Annotated in this window: 10 protein-coding genes; 7 read left to right on the plus strand and 3 right to left on the minus strand. The window is 61.2% G+C overall.

The features are described from left to right. Positions 1 to 19: 19 nt before the first annotated feature. The 6 genes from dgcB (at position 20) to L6D81_RS09860 (ending at position 11693) form a co-directional block, all read left to right on the plus strand. On the plus strand, positions 20 to 1969 hold the full coding sequence (gene dgcB, locus L6D81_RS09835) for a dimethylglycine demethylation protein DgcB (RefSeq protein ID WP_236178895.1): 1950 nt from the start codon (positions 20 to 22) through the stop codon (positions 1967 to 1969). Then, positions 1969 to 3189: an electron transfer flavoprotein subunit alpha gene (gene etfA / locus L6D81_RS09840; RefSeq protein ID WP_236178896.1), complete on the plus strand. Its 1221-nt coding sequence runs from the start codon at positions 1969 to 1971 to the stop codon at positions 3187 to 3189. Before dgcB ends, etfA begins: the two co-directional genes overlap by 1 nt. Positions 3190 to 3198: 9 nt before the next feature. Further along, entirely contained in the window at positions 3199 to 3969 is a 771-nt protein-coding gene (etfB, locus tag L6D81_RS09845; protein WP_236178897.1) for an electron transfer flavoprotein subunit beta, read from the plus strand. Positions 3970 to 4962: 993 nt separating this feature from the next. Then, complete coding sequence (locus L6D81_RS09850) at positions 4963 to 8415, plus strand: GMC oxidoreductase (RefSeq protein WP_236178898.1); 3453 nt, start codon at positions 4963 to 4965, stop codon at positions 8413 to 8415. A gap of 139 nt (positions 8416 to 8554) precedes the next feature. After that, entirely contained in the window at positions 8555 to 10423 is a 1869-nt protein-coding gene (locus tag L6D81_RS09855; protein WP_236178899.1) for a c-type cytochrome, read from the plus strand. A gap of 25 nt (positions 10424 to 10448) precedes the next feature. Continuing rightward, on the plus strand, positions 10449 to 11693 hold the full coding sequence (locus L6D81_RS09860) for a metallophosphoesterase family protein (RefSeq protein WP_236178900.1): 1245 nt from the start codon (positions 10449 to 10451) through the stop codon (positions 11691 to 11693). A gap of 41 nt (positions 11694 to 11734) precedes the next feature. Here L6D81_RS09860 and gbcA read toward each other — a convergent pair whose 3' ends face one another. After that, complete coding sequence (gbcA, locus tag L6D81_RS09865; protein WP_236178901.1) at positions 11735 to 13027, minus strand: glycine-betaine demethylase subunit GbcA; 1293 nt, start codon at positions 13025 to 13027, stop codon at positions 11735 to 11737. Between the two features lie 282 nt (positions 13028 to 13309). On the opposite strand from gbcA, the gene gbcB reads away from it, so the two are divergent. Continuing rightward, the gene (gbcB, locus tag L6D81_RS09870; RefSeq protein ID WP_236178902.1) at positions 13310 to 14410 is read left to right on the plus strand and encodes a glycine-betaine demethylase subunit GbcB; all 1101 of its coding nucleotides are present in this window, start codon (positions 13310 to 13312) and stop codon (positions 14408 to 14410) included. A gap of 138 nt (positions 14411 to 14548) precedes the next feature. On the opposite strand, the gene L6D81_RS09875 is transcribed toward gbcB, so the two are convergent. Then, complete coding sequence (locus L6D81_RS09875; RefSeq protein WP_236178903.1) at positions 14549 to 14935, minus strand: hypothetical protein; 387 nt, start codon at positions 14933 to 14935, stop codon at positions 14549 to 14551. Further along, a complete protein-coding gene (locus L6D81_RS09880) occupies positions 14932 to 16266 on the minus strand; it encodes a hypothetical protein (protein ID WP_236178904.1) in 1335 nt (444 codons plus the stop codon). Before L6D81_RS09880 ends, L6D81_RS09875 begins: the two co-directional genes overlap by 4 nt. Between the last annotated feature and the right edge of the window lie 8 nt (positions 16267 to 16274).

Here is a 16274-nt window from a genome sequence, read left to right on the forward strand (position 1 = left end):
TACTGGTGGGAGCTTCACCATGTTGAACACCCTTCTTCCAATCCTGTTGTTCGCCGCCCTGGCCCTCGCGGTGCTGGGGGCGTTGCGGCGGGTGGCCATGTGGCGCCGGGGCAGGGCCTCGAAGGTCGATCTGATCGGCGGCCTGTTCGCCATGCCCAAGCGTTACATGGTCGATCTGCACCACGTGGTGGCCCGGGACAAATACATCGCCAACACCCACGTCGCCACGGCGGGCGGGGCGGTGGCGTCGATCGTGCTGGCGATTCTGGTGCACGGTTTCGGCCTGCATAACCGTATCCTCGGCTATGCGTTGCTGCTGATGACGGCGGTGATGTTCGTTGGGGCGATCTTCGTGTATCGGCGTCGGCTCAACCCGCCGTCGCGGCTGTCGAAAGGCCCGTGGATGCGCCTGCCGAAAAGCCTGCTGGCGTTCTCGGCCTCGTTCTTCCTGGTGACCTTGCCGGTGGCCGGAATCCTGCCGGAGAACTTCGGTGGCTGGGTGTTGGCAGCGATTCTCGGCATCGGTGTGTTGTGGGGCGTGTCCGAGTTGTTCTTCGGCATGACCTGGGGTGGGCCGATGAAACACGCTTTCGCCGGTGCGCTGCACCTGGCCTGGCACCGTCGCGCCGAACGTTTTGGTGGTGGTCGTTCCACCGGTTTGAAACCGCTGGACCTGAACGATCCGACCGCGCCGCTGGGCGTGGAGAAACCCAAGGATTTCACCTGGAACCAGTTGCTCGGTTTCGATGCCTGCGTGCAGTGCGGCAAGTGCGAAGCCGCGTGCCCGGCGTTCGCCGCCGGCCAGCCGTTGAACCCGAAAAAGCTGATTCAGGACATGGTCGTCGGCCTCGCCGGCGGCACCGATGCCCAGTTCGCCGGCAGCCCGTATCCGGGCAAACCGGTGGGCGAACACAGCGGCAATCCGCACCAACCGATCGTCAACGGTCTGGTCGATGCCGAAACCCTGTGGTCGTGCACCACCTGCCGGGCCTGCGTCGAGGAATGCCCGATGATGATCGAGCACGTCGATGCCATCGTCGACATGCGCCGGCACCTGACCCTGGAGAAAGGCGCGACCCCGAACAAGGGCGCCGAAGTCCTGGAAAACCTGATCGCCACCGACAACCCTGGCGGTTTCGCTCCGGGCGGGCGGATGAACTGGGCGGCAGACCTCAACCTCAATCTGCTCAGCGAGAAGAAGTCCACCGACGTGCTGTTCTGGGTTGGCGACGGTGCCTTCGACATGCGCAACCAGCGCACCTTGCGTGCCTTCGTCAAAGTGCTGAAAGCGGCCAGGGTCGACTTCGCGGTGCTTGGGCTGGAAGAGCGCGACAGCGGCGACGTGGCCCGACGTCTTGGCGACGAAGCGACTTTCCAGTTGCTCGCCAAGCGCAACATCCAGACCCTGGCCAAATACAGCTTCAACCGCATCGTCACCTGCGATCCGCACAGTTTCCATGTGCTGAAAAACGAATACGGCGCGTTCGATGGCAACTACCTCGTGCAGCACCACAGCACTTATCTGGCGGAAATCATCCAGGCCGGCACGCTGAACCTCGGTCAGCACAAAGGCAACAGCGTGACCTATCACGATCCGTGCTACCTCGGCCGCTACAACGGCGAGTACGAAGCGCCGCGCGAAGTGCTGCGCGCCCTCGGCATCGAGATCAAGGAAATGCAACGTTCCGGCTTCCGCTCGCGCTGCTGCGGCGGCGGTGGCGGGGCGCCGATCACCGACATTCCGGGCAAGCAGCGGATCCCCGACATGCGCATGGAAGACATCCGCGAGACCGGCGCCGAACTGGTGGCCGTGGGTTGTCCACAGTGTACGGCGATGCTCGAAGGCGTGGTCGAACCGCGTCCGCTGATCAAGGACATCGCCGAACTGGTGGCCGACGCGCTGCTGGAAGACGCCGCGCCGAACAAGCCTGCCACCCCGGCCAAACTTGAACCTGCGGAGGCCCACTGATGAGCGACATTATCCGCCGTGACCCCCGCGCCGAATGGATCGCACGCAACCGCCTGCACCCGCTGCACGCGGCCATGCAACCGGCGCAACACAGCTGGATGGGTCCCAACGGGATCATCCGCAAGAACCTGCACGGCATCGGCTTCATCGGGCCGAACGGCATCAAGCGCATCGACCGCAGCGGCGCCCAGCAGGGTGGGGCGGTCAAACGCTCGGCAGCGGTCGAAGTGCAATTGCCGCTGCATCAGGTGCCGGCCCCGGCGTTTTACATCAGCGTGGTGCCGGACATGGTCGGCGGCCGCTTGAGCAGTCACGACCGCGACCTGCTCGGTCTGGCCCATCAACTGGCGGGCAGCGACGGTGCAGTGCTGGCCGTGGTGTTCGGCGAGCACAAGGAAAACGCTTTCGCCACGGCGGGCGTTGACCGCTTGCTGGTGCTGGAAGGTGATGCGTTCAGCGGTTATGCACCGGAGCAACGGATCCAGGGCCTGCGGGCTGTGGATAACCAGTTCAACCCGCGTCACTGGCTGCTGCCGGACAGCCGCAGCGGTGGCGGCGAACTCGGCCGGCGCTTTGCTGCCGCGCTGGGCGAACGCCCGGCCACACGGGTGTGGCAGGTCAAGGATCAGGAGTGCATCGGCCGCGCCGGTGCCGGTCTGCAGGATCTGGCACGGCCGGTGGCGCGCTTGATTCTGGCCTCGGCCGAATGTGCAGAACCGGTCAGCGAAACCCGTCACGAAGCCCTGCCGGTGGAGTTATCCACACCCGTCGCGCGGAGCCTGTCGCGGATCGAGGATCTGGGCGCCGTGGCGGTGGACCCGGCGGCGATTCCGATGGCGGAGGCCGAGTTCATTTTCTCTGGCGGCAACGGGGTCAAGGACTGGGATCTTTTCCACAAGACCGCCGCGGCCCTCGGCGCCACCGAAGGCGCTTCGCGGGTGGCGGTGGACGACGGCTTCATGGCCCGCGACCGTCAGGTCGGCGCGTCGGGCACCTGGGTCACCGCGCGGGTTTACGTGGCCGTGGGGATTTCCGGGGCGATCCAGCACCTGCAAGGCATTGGTGCCTGCGACAAGGTGGTGGCGATCAACCTCGATCCGGGCTGCGACATGATCAAGCGCGCCGACCTGTCGGTGATTGGCGAAAGCGCGGAAATTCTCCAGGCCTTGATCGCGGCGGTAGAGGCTTACCGCAACGAAGCCAAGCGCGATGCGGCTTAAGGAACGGTTATGAGCACAAAGATCATCAGTCTGGTTTCAATCGGCGCCCACCCGACTTCCGGCCGGCCGCGCCGTGCCGATCAGGACGCCCGCGCGGTGGAACTCGGTCTGCAACTGGCGGGGGATAACCTGCAAGTGCTGCACGCTGGCGACATCGCGGAACCGGCGCTGCGCGCCTATCTGGGCATGGGACTGGAACAGCTGCATGTGCTGGAACAACCGGCCGGTGCCGACGCGTTGCCGGCGTTGACCGAGTATCTGCGTGACGCCGGTGCCCAGGTCGTGCTGACTGGCAGCCAGGCGGAAACCGGCGAAGGCTCGGGGATGCTGCCGTTCCTGCTGGCTGAAGGGCTGGGCTGGCCGCTGGTGGTGGGGCTGGCGCAGGTCGAATCGATCAACGACGGCTCGGCGCTGGTGCTGCAAGCGTTGCCCCGTGGGCAGCGCCGCCGGTTGAAGGTGCGCCTGCCGTTTCTGGCGACTGTGGATAACGCTGCGCCCAAACCTCGGCAAAGCGCTTACGGCCCGGCGCGCCGTGGGGTTTTGCAGGCGGAAGATGTGGAAGTGGTGGACGACGAATTGCTCGCGGTGGCGACCCTGCAACCGGCCAAACCCCGGCCGAAACGGTTGAAGGTGATCAAGGCCAAGAGCGGGGCTGACCGGATGAAAGCGGCGACGGCCAAGGCCAGCGGTGGCGGTGGGCAGGTGCTCAAGGGCGTGACGGCGCAGGCCGGTGCGCAGGCCATTCTCAAGCTGCTGATCGAGGAAGGTGTTGTCCGCTGAAACCTTTGCTGACCCTCTCCCTTCGGGAGAGGGCGGTTTACCCACAATCCCTGTTGGCGGATCTGTGGATAACGTGTTCGCCCCTCCCTGCACCCCACGCCAATCAAGCCCTTCAGCCCCCAGATCAAAAAACAACCAGCCTAACTCGCGGTTTTTTCTGAGTTTTTCCCCAGCTTAACTCCCAGACTTGCCCCCAATCTCTGTTGGCGCTTCTGTGGATAAGATGTTCGCTGTACGCTGCAAGCCATATAAACCGTGGCTTACAAAGATCTGATCAAAAAACGCTCAATTCAGTCTTTCAACCCGCCAATCCCCACGCAAACCCCTATTTATCAACGCCTCCAGCGCTTTTCCACAGCACCCGACAAGTTACCCCCGAACTCTGTTGGCGCTTCTGTGGATAAGGTGTTCGCCATCCTCTACAAGCCACGTAATCCTTGATATGTAGACGATTGATCAAAAAACAATCAATCGCCAATGGAAACCCTGCTTCTGGATAAGTCACGAATTTTCTTCACAAAATCCCGATTATTTTTCCAGGTCATCCACAGTTGTCCCCATTAGCTGTGGGTGTCTATGTGGATAACTTGTTCGCCAAACCCTGCAGCCCCCGGCGGGCTTAGTCCAAAAGGCAATTGATCAGATTTCATACAGTTCTAAGGGCTTGCCTTGACTTCGATCCGGTGCCTGTCTTCACTGTAATGGCACAAGGACAGCCGTCACTTATCCACATCTGGTTCAGGGAGAACGCGTGATGGATACCCCGCCACACCGCTTACCCCTCAGTCCCTGCACGGTCCGCGCGCTGCCGGCACCTTCGCCGCGCAAGCGCACGCTGCGTCGTGCCGCCAATCAGCACGCCCGTCTGTAGCGCCTGATTACTGCCCTAACCGTTGTACTGCCGTCGGGATTGCCCGGAGGCCAGGTGCCCGTTCGCCCATCGATTGCAGGCAACCGCAGAGTTGCCCCATCTGCCTGAGAGAGGACCCCCTCATGACACGGATCGCAACGCCCATCAGCGAAATCAAGGAACACTACGACGTGATCGTCATCGGCTCCGGGTACGGCGGCGGCATTGCCGCGTCGCGCCTGTCCCGGGCCGGTAAAAAGGTCTGTCTGCTGGAGCGCGGTCGGGAGATCCAGCCCGGCGAATACCCCAACACCATGATCGCCGCGACCGAAGAGTTGCAGGTGCACGACCCGGACGGCCACATCGGTTCGCGCACCGGGTTGTTCGACCTGCACGTCAACGCGCAGCAGAACGTGGTGGTCGGTTGCGGTCTCGGCGGCACGTCGCTGATCAATGCCAACGTTTCCCTGGAGCCGACGCCCGATGTGTTCCAGGATCCCCGCTGGCCATTGGCGGTGCGTGAGGACCGCGACGGTTTGCTCAAGGCGGGCTACGCCAAGGCCCGGGAGATGCTCAAACCCAATCCCTACCCGAGCACCGCGCCGAACCTGCCGAAACTCGACGCCAACCAGAAATCCGCGGACTTCCTCAAGCAAGGCGCACACTTCTACAAGCCGCCGATCAACGTGACCTTCGACAAACTGCCCAACAACCTCAACCACGTCGGCGTCGAGCAACTGCCGTGCAACCACTGCGGCGACTGCGTGTCGGGCTGTAACAACAAGGCCAAGAACACCACGCTGATGAACTACCTGCCGGACGCCACTAACCACGGCGCAGAGATTTTCTGTCAGGCCCAGGTGCGGCATCTGGAGCGTGACGGCAACGGCTGGATCGTGCACTTTCAGTATCTGGACAGCGGCCGCGAGAAGTTCGACGCCCCGACCTTGTTCGTGAAGGCTGACATCGTCGTGGTGTCCGCCGGCACCCTCGGCTCTACTGAAATTCTGCTGCGCTCACGGGACAAAGGCTTGGTGATGTCCGGTCAGCTCGGCGAGAACATGAGCGGCAACGGCGACATCCTGGGCTTCGGCCACAACTGCGAACAGACCATCAACGGCATCGGTTTCGGCGCGCATTCGGCCAAGGAAATGCAACCGGTCGGCCCGTGCATCACCTCGATCATCGACATGCGCACCGAGGGTGACCGCAGCAGTCGCATGGTCATCGAGGAAGGCTCGATCCCCGGCGCACTCGGCCGGCCGATGGTGCCGGCGATGGCCGGGTTCGCCGAGATGATCGGCAAGCCGACCGACGACAGCTTCAGCGGCAAGGTGAAGTACAAGGAGCGCGAAGCCCAAAGCTTCCTGCGCGGGCCGTATCACGGGGCGCTGCACAACATGCAGACTTACCTGATCATGAGCCACGACAGCGGGCAGGGACGCATGGTCCTCGACAGCAAGGATCAGCTGCGCATCGACTGGCCGGGTGTCGGCGAGCAGGAAAACTTCAAGATCGGCAACGAACGGCTGCATCAGAGCACCAAGGCCTTGGGCGGGATCTGGGTCGAAAACCCTATCTGGACCCAGTTGCTCAAGCACAGCATCGTCTCGGTGCATCCGCTGGGCGGTTGCGTGATGGGCGAGGACGCCGCGCAAGGCGTGGTCAACCACAAGGGCCAGGTGTTCAGCGGCGCCAGCGGCACCGATGTCTACCCCAACCTGTACGTGACCGACGGTGCGGTGATCCCGACGTCACTGGCGGTCAATCCGCTGCTGACCATCTCCGCCGTCAGTGAGCGCAACATGGGCCTGCTGGCCGCCGACCGGGGCTGGACGATCGATTACACGCTGCCTTCGGCCCCGCGCAAACAGACTGCGCCGCCAACCCTCGGCGTGCAGTTCACCGAAACCATGAAAGGTTACTTCTCCCGCGCTTTCACCGCTGCGCAAAGCACCGACCTCAAAGTCTATGAAGCCGCCGCCAAACGCGGCGAGGCGGACAACTCGCCGATCGACTTCACCCTGACCATCACCGCCAACGACCTCAACCGGATGATCAAGGAGCCGGAACACGCCGCGACCATCGTCGGCACGGTGATCGCCCCCGCGCTGTCGCCGGAACCGCTGACCGCCAGCAACGGCGTGTTCAACCTGTTCGAGCAATTCGAGCAGCAGGTCGATACGCGCCACATGAAGTACGACATGAAGCTGACCGCGGAGGACGGCAACGACTATTTCTTCAGCGCCTTCAAGACCGTGCCGGAAGACAACGGCGTGCTGAATATCTGGCACGACACCAGCACCCTCTACGTCACGCTGTATCGCGGGCCGGACAAGACCGGCGAGGTGATCGGCTCCGGGGTGATGCACATCAAACCGACCGATTTCGCCAAACAGATGACCACCATGAAAGTCCTCAATGCGCGCAACGAGCGTGAGCGGATCGAAGGGCTGGCGCGGTTCGGCAAGTTCTTTGCCGGGATTCTCTGGGAGAGTTATGGCGGGGTGTTTGCCGGTGACAAATACTTCAATCCCGACGCACCGCCACGGCTGAAGCGGCCACTGGATGCGCCGACGCCGGCCGTGCATTTCTTCTCCACCGAAGACGGCGTGCAGTTGCGCCTGACCCGTTATCAGGCCGGCAGCAAAGGCCCGGTGATGCTGGTGCATGGTTTGGGTGTGGGCTCGAATATCTTTTCCACCGATACGATCCAGACCAACCTGCTGGAATTTCTGTGCAAGCACGACTACGACGTGTGGCTGCTGGATTTCCGGGTGAGCATCCTATTGCCGGCGAGCAAGAAGGAATGGAACGGCGACCAGATCGCTCAGTACGACTTCAAGGCCGCCATCGCACAGATCCAGCAGGAAACCCGGGCCAAAGACGTGCAGTGCGTGGTGCATTGCTACGGCGCGACCACGTTCTTCATGTCGCTGCTCGCTGGTTTGCAGGGCGTGCGTTCGGTGGTCTGCTCGCAGATCGCCGCCGACACGGTGGTGGCGACGGCAACGGGGCTGAAGGCCGGTCTGCACTTGCCGGGGATGCTCGACGCGATCGGCATCAAATCGATGACCGCCTACGCCGACAGCAAGGAGAACTGGTTCAACCGGCTCTACGACAAGGCGCTCAACGGCTACGCGCGGATCGAGGCCCAGGGCTATTGCACCAACCCGGTGTGCCACCGCATCACTTTCATGTACGCCTCGCTGTACCGCCACGACACCCTCAACGAGACCCTGCACGACAACCTGCACGAGTTGTTCGGCGAGTCGAACATCGAGACCTTCGAGCACCTGGCGCTGATTGTGCGCAAAGGGCATCTGGTGGATTTCAAAGGCCACGACGTGTACATGCCGCACTTCGATCGCCTGACCATGCCGATCTGCTTTATCAGCGGTGCCGACAACCAGTGTTATCTGCCGGAAAGCACGCTCAAGACCTATCAGCGGGTTTGCGAGAAGCACGGGCCGGAACGCTACAGCCGGCATGTGGTGCCGGGTTACGGCCACATCGATTGCATGTTCGGCAAGAACGCGGTGGTCGATGTGTATCCGATCATCCTTGAGCATCTGGAGAAAACAGCCCTCGGATAGCACCCGATCGTTCCCACGTCGAGGCGTCGAAGCGTCCGCGTGGGAATGCATCCCGGGACGCTCTGCGTCCCAAGAGCGGACGCAGAGCGTCCATGGCGGCATTCCCCCGCGGAGCGGGGGAACGATCTGGGGAACTGATATGGACAGCTACATCCGCTGGTTTCAACGCTTCATCTGGCTTGGCATTGCGATGAACATGGTGTTCGCGATCCCGGCGCTGTTCGCGCCGGGGTTGCTGACCTCGGTGGTCGGCCTGCCGCCGCAACTCTCCGACCCGTGGCTGGAGAACGCCGGGATGCTGCTGGTGGGCATCAGCGTGTTCTACATGCCATCGGGCTTCAACGCGCCGCGCTACGTGGTGCATTCCTGGCTGTGCGTGCTGACGCGGCTGATCGCCGTGGTGTTCTGGATCTACCTGATCAACACCAGCAGCCAGGGCTCGGTGTTCGTGCCGATGCTGATGGGCGACCTGAGCTTTTTCCTGATCCTCGGCATCCTGCTGTACCTGGGCACCCCCCCTGAAAACCGACCCTTGGCCCTGCTCTGTGACGGCTGGCGCGAATGGCGGGCGGCGTGGGCGCGGCACTGGCGGAGTCATGCATTCAAGGTCGGCACGCTGGTGGTGGTGGCGCTGCTGGCGTTCATCGGTTACCAGACCTGGTATCAGATGCTGCGGGTGGTGCCGGAGCAGGAATACGCCTCCGACGAAGATCATTACAAATACGCTGCGATTGGCCTGGGCATCGAAGCGCGGATTCCCTATTACCTGTTCTCGGTACTGCCGCAGATGTGCCCGGAAAAACTGCCGAAACCCGGCGGCTGGGAGGTGTTCGGTTTTCTCTTTGAAAACGGCAAGGACCTGCCGATCGGCATGGCCAAGCGGCAGATCGGCTACCCGACCGTCGAGCCGAACTGCGCGCTGTGCCACACCGGGTCCTACCGGGCGAATGCCAGCGACGTCGCGGTGAATGTGCCGAGTGCTCCGGCCAACACCCTGCAACTGCAAGCCTTCCAGTGGTTCGCCTACGATTGCGCCAGCGATCCGAAATTCACCACCGACGCGGTGATGGCGGCGATCAACAGTAAGTTCCAGCTCGGTTTTTTCGAGAAGATCTACAACCGCTACCTGATCATCCCGATGGCCAAGACTGCGTTGCTCAAACAGAAGCAGGCCTACGCCTGGCAGAAGCTGCGCCCGCAACAGGGACCGGGGCGTACCGACACCTTCAACCCGACGAAAATGGTGGTGTTCGGCTTCCCGGATGACTCGACCATCGGCACCGTCGACCTGCCGCAAGTGTGGAACCAGAAACCCCGGGAATCGATGTACCTGCACTGGGACGGCAATAACAACAAGATCCACGAACGCAACTACGCTGCCGCGATGGCCGTGGGCGCGACGCCGGAATCGGTGCTGCCGCCGAGTTTCAACCGGGTGACCAACTGGCTGCTCGGGCACAAGGCGCCGGCGTGGCCATGGGCACTGGATCAGGCCAAAGTCGCCCAGGGCAAACCGATCTGGGAAACCAATTGCGCCAGTTGTCATGATTTCGGGCGTACCGACACCGGGCAGGTGACCACCAACATCGACCAGCTCGGCACCGATCCGCACCGGCTGAACTCGTTCACCACCGGGCTGGTGGCAGCGTTCCACACCTTCAAGAAACCGCCGTTCGATTTCGGCGCCTATCGCAAGACCCAGAGCTACAGCAACACGCCCACCGACGGCATCTGGCTGCGTGCGCCGTACCTGCACAACGGCTCGGTGCCGACCCTGTGGGACTTGCTGCAACCGCCGGAACAACGTCCACAGGTGTTCATCACCGGCTCCGATGTCTACGACCCGGTCAATGTCGGCTTCGTGACCAGCGGCGCCCAGGCCAAAGCCTCGGCGGATTTCACCTACGACACGCGCCTGGAGGGCAACCACAACAGCGGTCACCTGTACGGCACGACGCTGTCGGACGACGACAAGCGTGCGCTGATCGAATTCATGAAAACCCTGTGAACCCTTACGGATAGAGGATTACGCCATGTCAGCGGTCGGACATCTGAAACACGAATACGACAAGGTCAAAGTGCGTCTGCACGGGCTGTTCACACGCATCGAAATGGCCTGGATGAAGCTCATCAGTGAACTCGAACCCAAGGAATTCGAGGCCATCATCAAGTTGCTCCAGCGCGGTCACGATCAGGCGCAATACGTGCTCAAGCACGGCGAGTTGCCGACCGACGAGCCGGCCGTGCCGTGGGAGTTGTCCCACGGCCTGTCGATCCTGCGCATCGGCAACGCGACGCCGTTGCCGCAATCGCCCGATCAACTGCAGACCAAGGTGCTCAAGGACGGCACGCTGCTGGGCTGTCGCAAATGGGAGCTGCTGGATCTGCTGTGGAGCGAGGCGCTGCTCAAGTGGATCGAGAACCTGCGCCATCACGCGACCTTCGGCACCGATCCGGCCCTGGTGACCATGGAGCGCGAAGTGACGCTGGCGATTGCCGGCGACTGGGGCACCGGGCCGTTCAACAGCCATGCGCCGGCGGTGTCAGTGGCCAACCAGATGCAACTGGCTAATGCTGATTTCACCATTCACCTGGGGGACGTCTATTACGCCGGCACCCACTCCCAGGAAGACACCGACATGGCCGGCTGGCCGATGGGCACTCACGGTTCGTTCACCCTCAATTCCAACCACGAGATGTACAGCGGCGCCCACGGTTATTTCAAGGAACTGGCCGCGCGTTTTCCGGGGCAGCAGGGCACCAGCTACTTTGCCCTGATCAACGACGACTGGCTGATTGTCGGGCTGGACACCGCGTACGCCTCGGACGTCATGAACCTGTACATGGACGGCACCCTCAACAAACCGCAGATCGAGTGGATGAAAAGCCTGCCCAAACGCAAGAAACTCATGGTGCTCAGCCACCATCAGGGCTTCGACATCACCGGGCACAACAAGACTGCGCTGTATCAGCCGGTGTGCGATGCGCTGGGGCGCGAGCCGGATTACTGGTATTGGGGGCATCTGCACAATGGCATCGTCTATGCGCCGCAGGGTGGACTGCATGCGCGCTGCGCCGGACACGGAGCGATTCCCTACGGCACCACCAGCGAACTGAACGGGCATTCACGGGTGCTGTTTTCGGAGACGCAGGATGCCAACGATCCGGACTATCCGCTGCGGGTGTTGAATGGCTACGCGAAGATCAGGTTGGTGGGGGAGGAGATTTTCGAGGAGTTTATCGGTGAGGACGGATCGGTGAGGTGGTCTTCGCAATGATCGTTCCCACGCAGAGCGTGGGAACGATCTGTCGGGTGCAATCAGCCTTGGACCGGGACGCCTTTGAGGTACGGCGCAGGTTCGGCACCGAGGTTGCTCAGCATCCGCTCGCTGTACCAATCGACGAAGTTGACCACGCCGAACTCATAGGTCTTGGAGTACGGACCCGGCTGGTAGGCGGTGGAGTTGATCCCGCGCTGGTTCTCTTCGGCCAGGCGACGGTCCTGATCGTTGGTTGCGTCCCACACCTGGCGCATGCGTTCGACGTCGTAATCCACGCCTTCGACCGCATCCTTGTGCACCAGCCATTTGGTGGTGACCATGGTTTCCTGGGCGCTGATCGGCCACACAGTGAACACGATGATGTGGTCGCCCATGCAGTGGTTCCACGAGTGCGGCAGGTGCAGGATGCGCATCGAGCCCAGGTCCGGGTTCTTGATCCGGCCCATCAGTTTGGCGCAGCCCTGTTTGCCGTCCATGGTCATCGACACGGTGCCCTTGAGCAGCGGCATGCGCACGATGCGGTTACGCAGGCCGAAACTGGCATGGGCGTAAGGGATTTTTTCGGCTTCCCATGCGGCAGCCGAGGCGGCGACGTGATCCTTGAACGCCTGATCGGCGCGCGGGTCGGTGACGTCGTCCCATTCCAGCAGGGTTTTCAGCAATTCCGGGTGCGAACCGCTGCAGTGGTAGCACTCGCGGTTGTTTTCCAGCACCAGTTTCCAGTTGGCCTTTTCCATCAAGGTGGTTTGCACCGCCACCTTGGTGTTTTCCATGTCGTACGGTTCCATGTAGTGGTTCAGGGTCGACAGGAAGTCATCGATGGCCGGCGGGTTCTCCGCCAGGCTGATGAAGATGTAACCGCCGGCGGTCTTCACGTTCACCGGTTTGAGGCCGTACTGCTTCATGTCGAAGTCGGCGCCCATTTCGGTGCCGGCGAACAGCAGGCGACCGTCCAGCTCGTACGTCCACTGGTGGTAGTGGCAGACCAGTTTGGCGACCTTGCCCTTGTCGCTGGTGCACAGGCGTGAGCCACGGTGACGGCAGACGTTGTGGAAGGCGTGCACCACGCCCTCGGCGCCACGAATGACGATGATCGGGTTCTTGCCGATCTGCAGGGTGATGTAGTTGCCCTTGGCCGGGATCTCGCAGGTCATGCCGGCGATCAACCACTCCTTCTGGAAGATCTCCTGCATGTCGATATCGAACAGCCGCTCGTCACAGTAGAACGGTTGCGGCAGCGAGAAGGTGCGCTCGCGTTCCTGCAGCATTTGTGCGGTGGCCTTGCGTGCGGGTTCCAGCGGGTCGCCCAGGCTGATTTTTGCGGTGTCCATCGATGTGATCCTCAAGGCCATCTGCGTGGCCGGCGAAAGTGGCTAATCAGGGTTGCAACGCAAGGTGTAAAGGAATCGTCTTTGTGTGGGGCGAGTGTGGGGCCGGCGCTGCCCGGAACCTTATCCATGGGCGACATGGTGCAATCTGTTCCCGACGCGCAACCCCCGGTGGTTGGGGGCTGGTCGCGATAAGTATGTCAATGTCGCGGATAGGTAAACGGGGCGTTCGCGCTATACGCAGAATCGCCACATGAAGGCCGACAGTCGGCCGTGGAGAACAGCATGTCGAACAGCTTCCTGAATCCGGTCACCACCCAGACCTGGGCCAATGGCCGACACATCGTCCGTTGCGTCAAAGTCATCCAGGAAACCTGGGATGTGCGCACCTTCTGCTTCATGGCCGACCAGCCGATCCTGTTCTTCTTCAAGCCCGGGCAGTTCGTGACCCTGGAGCTGGAGATCGAAGGCCAGCCGATCATGCGTTCGTACACCATCTCCAGTTCGCCGTCGGTGCCGTACAGCTTTTCGGTGACCATCAAGCGCGTACCGGGGGGCAAGGTCTCCAACTGGCTGCACGACACGCTGCATGAAGGCCAGGAACTGGCGGTACACGGCCCGGTCGGGCTGTTCAACGCCATCGATTTCCCGAGCCCGAAAGTGCTGTACCTGAGCGGCGGTGTCGGCATCACGCCGGTGATGTCCATGGCGCGCTGGTTCTACGACACCAACGGCAACGTCGACATGACGTTCATCCACAGCGCCCGCACGCCGAAAGACATCATTTATCACCGCGAGCTGGAACACATGGCGTCGCGGATCGACAACTTCAGTCTGCACCTGATCTGCGAGAAACACGGGCTGGGCGAGCCGTGGGCTGGCTATCGCGGCTACCTCAACCACAAGATGCTGGAACTGATGGTGCCGGACTTCCTCGAGCGCGAAGTGTTCTGCTGCGGTCCGACGCCGTACATGACGGCGGTCAAGCGCTTGCTGGAAAACGCCGGCTACGACATGAAGCGCTATCACGAGGAATCCTTCGGCGCCACGCCGCCGGAAGCCCGTGCCGATGCGGTGGAGCAGGCCGAACAGGCGGCGGACGCACCGGAAGTGCCGGCGGCGGATCTGCACCTGGTGGAATTCACCTCGTCGGACAAGAGCATCCGGGTTGCGCCGGGCGAGACCGTGCATGCAGCGGCGGCCAAGGTCGGCCTGATGATCCCGAAAGCCTGCGGCATGGGGATTTGCGGGACGTGCAAGGTGCTCAAACTGGGCGGCGAAGTGGAGATGGATCACAACGGCGGGATCACCGAGGACGACGAGGCGGAGGGGTACATTCTTTCTTGCTGCAGCGTGCCGAAGGGGGATGTTCGGATCGAGTACTGACAGGCGCCGCAATTCCCTATAGGAGCGAGCCTGCTCGCAATGAGGCCGGGACATTCAATGATGGTGTCGACGGCCCACTGCTATCGCGAGCAGGCTCGCTCCTATAGGGGAAATCGGACGGGGATTTTCAATTGATATTTAAATTATGTTGAGTACTCCGAGAAAACCGAAAGCAAAAAAAGTGATACCGCAAAATAACTGACATCTGTGGAGTGTAAGCAGCGTGCGCTTAAAGTCTGGTGGGAATTTTTTAATGTCTTCCGCACTCAATCTCTCATGATAAATATGGATTTCCGGACGTTTCAGGAAACGGGAAATCTCCCCCATCATGTAGATGCGTCCCCACATGCCTCCATGCCATAGCGTCATAAGACTGTTGCGGATCGGGCTGTTTTTTAGGCTCCTCATGATTAGTCTTATTTTCGTTTTTGCGATGTATAGCCAGATGCAATTAACGATCAGGAGTGCGGCGAAATTTATGATGCTCACGAGGATTAATGCATCTTTTACAGTTTCAAAGCTCATCTGATCCTCTCGTAAATCCGCTCACCTGCACGTTCACCGCGATTTTCACCGATGTATCCGCCCGTAAAAGATCCAGCTCCCGCAGCCAGCACCCCGCATAGCACCCCACCGATTCCTGCACTCGTAACCCCGATTGCCACGCAAATTGTCGGGGCTGCGGCTGCACCCAGAGCAGAACCGACGGCCCCCCCCAGAAAACTTCCGGCTTCGGTGTATTTCACCTTTTCGCATGCCTCGGCACTCCCGTTCGTACAAACATCCTGAACCTTCATCGCCGAGGCTCCGCCACTCACGGCCGTACCAATCCATCCGCCATATTTGACGTATTGCGAGGCCTTCACTACGCCTTGAATGTGAGTGGCATAACCGGGAATCCGGCTGATCGCGCCGGCCTTTCTCCAACGGTGAACGAGATTGGACGTATCGATGCCTAGCGCGGCTTTCAGATTTGGATGGTCAGGAAAACCAATTGCCCGTTTAGTCAGAAAGTTGAGTTGAATATCAAGGCGGGCCAGCAACGTTTTACGTTCACTGAGGAATGCCTGTGTGCTCCCCTTTCCCTCGAAAGTTCGGACGTGCAGGGTCTCCAGGTCACGTAAAACAGTTTTGATGCCATCCAGATGATTAGCCGCCATGGCAGTCCCGACACCAATAACTTTCGACCCATCTGAAAGCGTCCGTCTGATGACCTCATAGTGCTGGGCAAAAAAGTCCGCCTCTTCCACCGTCAACGGCGCCAGCGCCATGCTGACGATGTGCGCGGTTTCCATCAGCAGTGATTCTTCATAAGTGCATTGCTGATTGTCCGGATCGCTCAGGACAATCAGCGTTCCGGCTTTCACCACGTCGTCCAGCGGATTGAGGCTTTTGAATTTGGCGATGACATTCGGGTTGGGCGACGGAAACAGTTGCGCCTGCAGTTTCTCGGCGGACAGACTTTTGGGCACGATGTAGAACCCAGGCTCCTCCGGTGCCGGCAATTCCTGGGGCCAGCGCTCGCTGGGAAAAAACTGCAGGTCTGGAAGCGGGTGCGCAGACGGGACAGAAGCGACGTTGGAGCGCGAGACGTTCAGGTCCTGCAGGTGAACGGCGCGCAGCAGTCGTTCCGGATCAGGATTCGCTGCGGGCTGCGAGAGCATCGACTGCGATCGGGCTCTGGCCGTGCGGGTGATTGTTCGCTGCCTGTTTTGCAGCAAAAGCCGGGACTGGTTCAGGAGGTTTTGTTGTTCCTGTGCAAGTGCGTAGAGGCCTTGCTTCGGGGGTAAACGTCCGGCGGCAACATCTTCGATGATGTGCCTGACGAAGTTAGCTACTCCCTGATTGAACTGCACGCGCGCCA

Origin of the sequence: Pseudomonas sputi, from assembly GCF_021603585.1 — a bacterium.
Taxonomy (GTDB): domain Bacteria; phylum Pseudomonadota; class Gammaproteobacteria; order Pseudomonadales; family Pseudomonadaceae; genus Aquipseudomonas; species Aquipseudomonas sputi.